At 67.1% G+C, this 8673-nt stretch carries 6 protein-coding genes; all 6 read right to left on the bottom strand.

Going from position 1 to position 8673, the window contains the following annotated elements:
• Positions 1-138 precede the first annotated feature (138 nt).
• Positions 139-1899: an ABC-three component system protein gene (locus tag ACFYQA_RS38785; RefSeq protein ID WP_388928452.1), complete on the bottom strand. Its 1761-nt coding sequence runs from the start codon at positions 1897-1899 to the stop codon at positions 139-141.
• On the bottom strand, positions 1877-2143 hold the full coding sequence (locus ACFYQA_RS38780) for an ABC-three component system middle component 6 (protein WP_388928450.1): 267 nt from the start codon (positions 2141-2143) through the stop codon (positions 1877-1879). Before ACFYQA_RS38780 ends, ACFYQA_RS38785 begins: the two co-directional genes overlap by 23 nt.
• Positions 2140-3075, bottom strand: a complete 936-nt coding sequence (locus tag ACFYQA_RS38775) for an ABC-three component system protein (RefSeq protein WP_388928448.1) — start codon at positions 3073-3075, stop codon at positions 2140-2142. The genes ACFYQA_RS38780 and ACFYQA_RS38775 overlap by 4 nt, the downstream gene beginning before the upstream one ends.
• Before the next feature lie 746 nt (positions 3076-3821).
• Positions 3822-4661: a hypothetical protein gene (locus ACFYQA_RS38770; RefSeq protein ID WP_388928446.1), complete on the bottom strand. Its 840-nt coding sequence runs from the start codon at positions 4659-4661 to the stop codon at positions 3822-3824.
• Positions 4662-4979: 318 nt separating this feature from the next.
• A complete protein-coding gene (locus tag ACFYQA_RS38765; protein WP_388928444.1) occupies positions 4980-7643 on the bottom strand; it encodes a Helicase associated domain protein in 2664 nt (887 codons plus the stop codon).
• Between the two features lie 43 nt (positions 7644-7686).
• Positions 7687-8220 (bottom strand): hypothetical protein, encoded by a 534-nt coding sequence (locus ACFYQA_RS38760; protein WP_388928442.1) that lies wholly within the window; start codon positions 8218-8220, stop codon positions 7687-7689.
• Positions 8221-8673 lie beyond the last annotated feature (453 nt).

The following is an 8673-nucleotide window of genomic DNA, read 5'->3' as shown; positions in this document are numbered from 1 at the left end:
CCTCAACGCATTCCAGATCACCTTCGAGGGCCGGCTCACCCCGGCCAGCAACTGAACCTCAACAACCAAGATCAGCCGTTAACTTGACACACCCGGTGAGTCGCGTGGTCGGACGCGCGTCGTGCGATGGGGCAGGCGCTATGCCTTGCCTGCGGCTTTGAAGCGGAAGCCGAAGAGGCCGCCCTCGTCGTCGTCGGTGAGGCGAGGGCTGCGGATGTGTGGTTCGGGGTCGAATCCGCGCTGAGTTGCGGTGCTGAGGGTGTCTGTGTTGAGGGTGACGATGTACTGCATGTGCTCTTCCTCCGTCACTTCGGCGGCGAGCGCGAGGGCTCGCGCGACTTGCCGTTCATCCACGCCGTCGTAGAGGTGGCTGTCGTGGATGAGGAAGTCAGGTCCGCGCTCGTGGCGGTGTGCGAGGACCGCCAAGGTGAGGTCGAAGCAGAAGATGACCATGTTGTTGATGCCGCGACTGTCGTCGGCGTCGATCCGGGGTGTGATGCTGAGGCTGGTGCGGCCGGCCTCGATCGCGAGATAGGCTTCGCGGCCCTCGCCGTAAAGGCGCTGGGCGTACTGGGAGAACAGCAGGATCGCTTCGTCTGTCTGCTGCCGGCGCTCTTGGAGGTCAAGGTCGACGGCCTGTTGCAGTTCGACGCTCTTGGCGGTGATCTGGCGGGCGCTGGCTTCCAGGGCCTGCGCTGCGTCGAAGCGGTGGCGAAGAGCACCGAGAGCGGCCTCCTCCCGCCCTAGGGCTGTCTGCAGGGCGGTCAGCGCTTCCAGCGCTCCGCCTTCCGCCAGCTCGCGCAGGAGGCGGGCCTGGTCCTCGCCCAGGTCGGCACGTTCCTGACGCCGGGCGGCCAGGCGGTCGGTAAGTTCCTGGATCTCCTCCTCCAGGAACCTGCGCCGGTTGCGTACGACGGAGTGGTGGAACGCCTTGACGTCTTCGAAGCGACGCCGGACCTGGTCGTTGAGGATGACCCCGAGCTCGCGGTAGGCGGGCTCGAGGTAGGACACCTCAACGTCGGTGGTCTCGGTGACCGCGCCTTGGAGTTCTTCGAGGTTGTGCTGGTCGATTACGTCGTCCTGGGCGAGCTGTTTGATTCGGCGGCTTACCTGGTCTGCGCGCTCTTTGAGGCGCTCGTACTCGGGGACGACCTGGAAGGCGGCAACCTGCGCTCGCAGCCGTTCGACCTGTGCCTCGGCGAGAGTGATCTGGCCCCTCAGGTCGGCCGTGGACCCGACGATCCGTCCCCATACGGGATCGTTGACAGCCTTCCTCAGCTGATCTCTGGTCGCCTTGCGGGCATTGAGCTCGCGGTATCCGTTGACCAGCTGCCAGTCCAGCCCCAAGAGGTAGGCCAGGTTCGATGATGCCTCCGCGGCGGGCTGCCGGGAGAACGTCCGAGTGGGCTCGTTGAAGCCGTGAGCGGAGACACGGCGGATGAGGAACGACAGGAGCGTGCGACCGCTCACTCCGGGATGGTCGCCATCCAGCCCGAACAGGTTCCGCTCGATGAGGCGATTCCACTGCTCCACGGACAGCTCGACGTCCTGGCCGTCCGTGAAGAGCGTGTCGGCGGGCACGCCGGATACGTCCCGGCTCAGCGACACGACCTTGGGACTGTCTCCGCGCCGTCGTACCTCAAGCGGATCGTCCTGCCACGGCCAGTCCATAGTCAGGCTGAAGGTGATGTGGCGCAGGGCCCTGTTCGTGGCCAGCGACCCGGAAGATTTTGCCCCCAGAAGGAAGTGAACGAGCTCGATCACGCTCGACTTGCCGGCGCTGTTACGGCTGTCGGTCTCAGCCGACGACGAGGTGGTGTCCGCGACCAGCAGGTTCAGTCCCGGTGAGAAATCCACCGTTTTGAACCGCGCGTCGTCAGCGCTCAGACGGCGCAGCATCCGTACTCCTTGCGACGAGAACGTCCTGGTCCAGCTCCACCGCACCCATGGCGAAGAGGATGTCCAGGGCCAGAACGAACCACTCGAACGATACCGGCGAGGTATGGGCTTGATCAGCGCGCCAGCTCTTCAGCCTCGACCACGTCTGGCTGACAGTCCGCGGTTCATCGAGCTGGAGAAGAACCTGCGCGCCGACAGCGAGCAGGCAGCGGTCAGGAGCGATCCCCTTCGTCGGAGTGATCATGCGGTCAACCCGATGCCGGGCTGCCAGCCGGCAGGCGGCGTCTCGAAGATGTCGCATCGTTCGAAGAAGTGCGCCAGGACCACAAGGGCGGCGCGCAGCACCTTCGGTCGCGGCTGGGCGTTCCCCAGAAAATACATCTTGAGCTGCCAAAGGACGTCGTCGGCGTCGCTGTAGTCGCGACGCACCTGCTGGTAGTACAGGCGGAAGCCCTCCGCCACCTCGTCATGCTCCAGCTCGCTCCGGGTGCCGGCGTAGAACGCGTCTACCAGGTAGCTCTGACGCATGCCCCGGAGGAGGTCTTCACGATCCGCTCCTTCGATCCGGTTGAAGTCCAGCTTCTCCACCGGCACGTCGGGCAGGGACATCAGAGGGTTGGACTCGGCACGGATGTCCTGCAACTGCTTCAGCAACGGGGCCAGATCCTCCATCCCGACGCCGAAAGTCGTGTCCTTGATGGGGATCTCGCACCGAAGCACATCCTCCGCAGCCATCAGCGGAAGCTGCATGCACTCCTGCCACAGGCGCCGACTGCCCATCTGCTCGAACTGAAGCGAGGGCATGCTGTCACGCGCTTCGGCCAACAAGGACGCCACGACAGGGTGCACACCTCGCCGGTCGTTGTGCACGAAGACGAAGGTGTCGAACTCACCGCCACGCTTCTCGACCGCTCCCGAAAGATCCTTATTCAGCTTTTTCTTGATTTCGTATGGATCGACCGTTTGGGGGCCGTAGCAGGCGTACAGCTTGCGGGAGTGCAGGCTGAGGCCGTCTGCTGACATGTCGCCGAGGCGTCCTGCGGTGCGCACGTCGACGAAGTCGGGATATCGCGAGCACATCAGGCGGTGAAAGAAGTCTTCGAACTCGTTCTCGTAGAGCTCGGCCATCAGCCCCAAGAACTTGATATGGGCATACATCCGCTGCTCAAACCGCATGAACCCCCCTTGCGCACAGAGCTGTCAGAGTAGCTGTGCGTAACTGGACCCAACACCCCTTGACCGGACCTTGTGAGCGTGATTGCAGACCTGGGCGGGGGAGGCGGGTGTGAGTACGGCGAAGGCGAGGACGGTCGTGGCCTGCCTCCACTCAATCGAGTCAAAATCCGGCACAACTCGTTCGTCCGCCCCGGCTCACTGCCTAGCGTCAGGTCGGGATCAAGCAGGTCGGCAGTGCTCTGAGGTGAGCACTGCTGAGGCATTACTCGAACGAATGGACCCGACTGCGATGGCGACAGCACTGGACATGACAGCGGCACCGGAACTGGCAGTACTGCGGGCCCTGGAGCGAGCGAAACCGGATGTTCCCACGCTCCGAGCGGGCCAGACTCAAAGGCGTCCCGCCGTGGGAGATCTACATCCACCTGCCGGCTGACCCTAGCCGCCTCGACGACCTGCTCACCGGTGCCTGGGATCTACCCGCGGTAGCGGGATTCTCGGAAGATCTCATCTCTGCTCTGGACTCCTACACCCGAACTCTGCTGGTATTCGGCCACGCATTCGACCGAGACGATTTGCAGCGAGTCCTGGCACGCCTCTGATACTGCTAGTCACAGGTCCACGATGAGACGTTGAGCCGGTTCGAGACTGTCCTTGGGATGCTCAGCGCATCGCCCTGAGCACCAGTGCGGTGCCGGCGCAGAGCAGCGGCCTTCCGGGACGAGCCTCCCGGAAGGCCGCCTGTGCTAGTGATCGTCTTCACACGGGTGGTGTCCCCACTCCAGGGAACCATGAGTACGGTCGACCACAATCTCCCCGTGGTTTAGGGCGTACGGGGTGACTGCCATCTCTGGATCGGCCTTGATGATCGCAAGGGCCCGCCCGGCGACGTTCATGTCCACGACGCCCTCGGCGCCCAGAAGCATCTGGTCGAGGTACGCGGCGTAGTGCCGGGCCGCGCCCGGGCGCCGGTCCAGAGCGAAGCGGGCCGCACGGAGTTCGGTTTCGGTGAGTTCACCGGCTTCGCGGCGGCGCTGGCAGCCGCGGCACAGATGGATCAGATGCCAAGGGTTGGGGAAGTCCGGCTGCAAGCCGGTCTTACGGAGGAACGCCGGGGTCTTCGTCACGGCGGGGTCTTCCAGGGCGACGATGTCGTGGGGCTGTGGAAGCTGCCGGGTCGGGTGAGACATCGAGCACTCCGGGCTGAGCGCGAACAGGAGCCTTCGGGTGGTGTCGGACATGCGAAGTGGCTCACCCTGGTCGACGAGTGCCTCCTCTTCGTACTTGGCCTGGTGCCATAGCCGTTCGAACTGACGGAGGGTCTTTTCGATGCCGGTCTCTCGGCTGATGCCCACGCCCCAGTCGCGGACCCATACCGTCAGACGGTCGACGATGGCCATCGTCAGACGCTTTTCGGGCACCTTGGCCAGGCGGAACGCGTTGTGGACGCCAGTGGGGCTCATGGCGACCTCCTTGGCCAGCTCCCGGACACTGGGCAGACCAGCCTGACGATGCAGGGTGTGCAGCTTCTGGTTGAGGTCTCGGCGAGCACCGGGTGGCAGGTCCGGCCGTTCGATGACTCCCATGTGACTTTTGCTCTTCTCTCGTGTGGATTCGTCGTATCAGCGGGCAGCGGGGTTACGTCGTCCAGCGCGGGCGATTCGACGCCGACGCCATTCGAGCCGGGCCAACCGGGCGCCCCAGGCAGCCAGTGCGACGAAGAGGCCGGACGCGACGTTCTCAACGATGTTCATGGGGAGACCCTCCCAACGCGTATGGCGCGAATGGACAGATCTGAACAGCAAGTTCGCTACTCCCCCCGATCGACGGCAGGGGCCCCAGGACACCACGTCCTCGGGCCCCCTCCGCTGACCTTGCAGCCCAACGACTGGCCGGGCGGTGTGTCACGCCCACTCCACTCCCAGCTCCCGTAGTGCGGCGCGCTGTTCCTGTGTGAGTTTGTCGCGACGCTGCTTGGTGTTGGAGACCCATACGCCCAGCTTGACGACCACCGGCTCCGTCTCGCCGTCGATCGCGGTCTCCTCAGCGTGGCCGCGCGGGACCGGCCGGTGGGCGCCTTCCCGCTCCACCCACTGCGCGAGGGCCGCCAGGCCGCGCTGGAACGCCTGCTGCGCCTTGCCCGGGCCCTTCGCCGCACGCGTGGCCGCAGGGGCCGGAGACGGCGCCTGGACGGGCTTCACGCCCAGCGTGGACAGCCGCTCCTGCTGCTCGGTCGACAGCTGCGCCCAAGTAGCCGGCTGGGACTGTCGCTGGAGCCACCGTCCGATGTCATCGCCGTCCATCAGCACGCCCGGCTGGATCTCGGGCAGGCTGCCGTCGGCGTCGACCAGGTCCGTCAGGACGCGGTAGTGCCGCTGCCAGTCCAGCGGCCACGGGCAGTTCCAGTCCGGGTCGATCGCCGCCAGCTGCTGCGCGCGCTCAGCCGCCCGCTCCGGGTCCTTCCCGAGGCCGCCCTTCCGCCTGAGATTGGCGATGTGCTGACCGACCGGCACCATCGCCTCGCCCTCGCCCCACACCTGGTCTTGGCGGGGAGCAAGGTGGCCCGTGGCCCGCCGGTAGGAGCGCAGCGCGGCGAGCTTGGACTCCCACGCCTCCTCGCCCGGTTCCCACACCATCCCGGCCTGCGGCAAGTCGAGCAGGGTCTTGCGCCGCTCCTCGAGCTCTCCGGCCCGCAGGGCCTTTCTCTGTTGGTGCACCCACCGCCCAAGTGGAAACGCCTTGGTCGCCCCGACTGCGACCTCGACGTCGTAGGGGACGGCGTGCAGGCCGGTGATGCCGGTCTCGGCTCGCCAGCGGATGAGGGCTTGGTAGCCCTCGAGCCACACCAGGGACTCCGGCCGGTAGACCCGGGTGCGCAGGAACGCGGCGATGGTGGCCGCGTCGCGCGGGCTGGAGAAGTGCAGCAGGGCCGACTCGGCGCCGGCCTGTGTGTCGTCCTCCTGGTCCTCGCCGTCACCCTCGCCGCCGGCCCCGACGATCCGCCCGTCCTCGTCACGCCGGACGTGCACTGTGCGCTGCCCGCTGGTGAGGGCGCGGGAGGCGAGCTGTTCTACGAGTCGTTCATCGTGGCTGCGCAGGCCCTGGAGCACGGCGACGAGGGGCCGGAAGGAGGCGCTGGCGACCATGTCGGTCGGGTCCTCGCCGGGCTCGAGAAAGACGGGCACGATGATGCGGGCGACCTTTGTGGTGCCGTCCCGATTCAGGCGTAGTGCGCGGCCGATGTTCTGGACGATCTCGACCTGGGAGGTGCGGGTGTCGGCGAAGCAGACGGCTTCCACGCCCCGTTCGCCGGTGATGTCGACGCCTTCCCCGAGAACGCGACAGCTTGCCAGGAACGCCCGGTGTACGCGCCGGCCCGCGGCATCGATGCCGTTCGCGAACTGGCGCAGCACCTCCCGCCGCTCGGCCACGAGGTGGTCGCCGCACAGCCACGCCGCCCGCACCCGGTCCGGCGGGACGTGGCGGCCGGCCTCCAGCTCGTAGAAGGCCGCGTCGATTGACGACTTCGGCAGCCCGTCCGCGGCGGCCAGGTCGTCGTCGGAGGCGTCGCCTGCGTACAGCTCGGCTGCCGTCTGGGGCAGTTTCTCCGCGAACGCGGCGGCCTCCTCCACCTTCTGGTGGAACGTCATGACCGTACGCAGGTTGTACGCCGCCGCGTGCTCCAAAAGGGCGGTCTGCAGCAGCGCCAGGCGCCGGCCCCGCTGCGCCTCCTCCGACTCCCCGACGACGGGGGAGGGGTCGCGGATTTCCAAGACGTCGATCTCGAATCCGGCGAGGATGCCCCGCTCGATCGCCTCTGAGAGCCCGAGTTCGGCGAGCCACGCGCCGTACGTCCCGTTCGGGTCGTCGGTCATGGTCGCGATCTCCGCCTCCTGGCCGCCCGCGCCCTGCTGCGGCTGGGGCGGGGCGAGGATGCGCGGGGTCGCGGTCAGGTAGAGCCGGAAGTCCGCCGGGATGCGAGCGTTGTCGTGGATCGCCGCCCACGGCCTGCCGAGATCGCCTGCGGTTGAGTGGGCTTCATCCACGATGGCGAGGTCGAAACCGCTCATCTGCTGCCCGTACAGGCGCTCCCCGCCCGCCAGAGCGGCCTCCAAAGGCCCGCGAACCTTGCCCTGGCCCATCGGACCCTCGAAGCCCTCGCGGTCCACCAGGGAGGCGTACGTGGCGAACACGATGACGGGCCCGCTCCCGGTCCACAGGGCGAGCTGGATCGCGTTGGTGGTGGTGCGCACCCCGAGCCGTTCCAGGACCTCGTCCTTCTCCAGGGAGCACACCGCGACCATCGGGGAGCGGTGGCCCACCAGCCGCCACGCCTGAGCGGTCTGTGCGAGCAGGTCCAGGGTCGGCACGGTCACGAGGATCCGCCCGCCCGGGAAGCAGTCCAGCGCGCACGCGGCGGCGGTGATCGTCTTGCCCGATCCGGTCGCGGACACGATCGTGCCCCGGGCACCCTCCGGCGGCACGGATGACCTTGCAGGAAATCCCACCCACCTCCGAAAAGCCGACTTCTGATCGACCTGGTGTTCCCGAAGCTGAATACCCAGCATTTCCACACGCCTTCTCTTTCTTCTTTTCCGCTGGCTTCGGAACTCACCAGGACGGTGTGAAGGGCGGGACGGAAACCGTGCCGTCCTCGCCCACGACGAGCTGCTCGGCGAGCTGGGCCAGGACCTCAGAAGGACGCAGCCCCGTCCGTCCGGCCACCACCCGGATCAGCCGACTGGACGCGGGGGACAGCCGGACCTCCGCCCGCAGTTCATCTGCGTCCTCCCCCCGCCGTTCCCCGAAGGGGGTCTGTGCCGCAAGAGCACCGGCAAGCCGTTCCTCACGCTCGCGAGCCCACACCGAGCCCTGAGCGTCCCGTTCCGGCTCGTACACGCTCCAGCTGGCTGCAGTCATCAAGTTCCTGACGCGCTGCCACTCGGCGTGCTGGGCCCACCAGATGGCAGCCAACCGCTCCCGATCCATCTCGAAGGCGTAGAAGGAACCGTTGCCCCTCAACTGCTCCGCGGTTTCCCGCTCACGGACAGCGGCCTCCGCGACCTTTTCCGCAACGGCGGCGACGTCCAAGCCATCCGCCTGACGCCGGACCTGATCCCGCGCCACGTCCTGAGCACTCCACATGCGTTTTCCCTTTTCCGAAAAGCGCGGACAACTGGACCCGCACCGGATGGTTGGAAGGGTGTCCCGTGTTTCCGCCAACACTACATGTGCATCATCCTGGATGAAGCCAGTACACCAGCACCCGACATGAACGAGCAACCCCCACTCTTGCAGCCAGCCCGGCCCGCGAAGCGGGCCCCAACGGCCCTGGAGGCGCAGCCGGAAGGACCGTCAGGCGGGGGAGCGCAGCGGACCCGCCGGCCCGGGCTGCAGCGCAGCGGAAGCCCGGTAGCGGAACGAAGTCCCGCTACCGGGAGCGCAGCGGACGGAGCGTCAACCCCGATGCGCAGCATCGGGGTTGCGCGGGTGGCGCAGCCACCCGCCAGCGCTCCCGCGGAGCGGGAGCGCAACCCCCGCGCGCAGCGCGGGGGTTCGCTTGCACATCGCGCAGCGATGTGGTACCCGCTCCGCGGG

It is taken from the genome of Streptomyces sp. NPDC005774 (assembly GCF_042871645.1).
GTDB lineage: Bacteria > Actinomycetota > Actinomycetes > Streptomycetales > Streptomycetaceae > Streptomyces > Streptomyces pratens.
This window is presented reverse-complemented; position numbering and strand designations above follow the sequence as displayed.

Coding starts and splice junctions, on each gene's coding strand:
- ACFYQA_RS38785 (WP_388928452.1), bottom strand. CDS start 1,899: ATGCTGCGCCGTCTGAGCGCTGACGACGCGCGGTTCAAAACGGTGGAT.
- ACFYQA_RS38765 (WP_388928444.1), bottom strand. CDS start 7,643: ATGCTGGGTATTCAGCTTCGGGAACACCAGGTCGATCAGAAGTCGGCT.
- ACFYQA_RS38780 (WP_388928450.1), bottom strand. CDS start 2,143: ATGATCACTCCGACGAAGGGGATCGCTCCTGACCGCTGCCTGCTCGCT.
- ACFYQA_RS38775 (WP_388928448.1), bottom strand. CDS start 3,075: ATGCGGTTTGAGCAGCGGATGTATGCCCATATCAAGTTCTTGGGGCTG.
- ACFYQA_RS38760 (WP_388928442.1), bottom strand. CDS start 8,220: ATGTGGAGTGCTCAGGACGTGGCGCGGGATCAGGTCCGGCGTCAGGCG.
- ACFYQA_RS38770 (WP_388928446.1), bottom strand. CDS start 4,661: ATGGGAGTCATCGAACGGCCGGACCTGCCACCCGGTGCTCGCCGAGAC.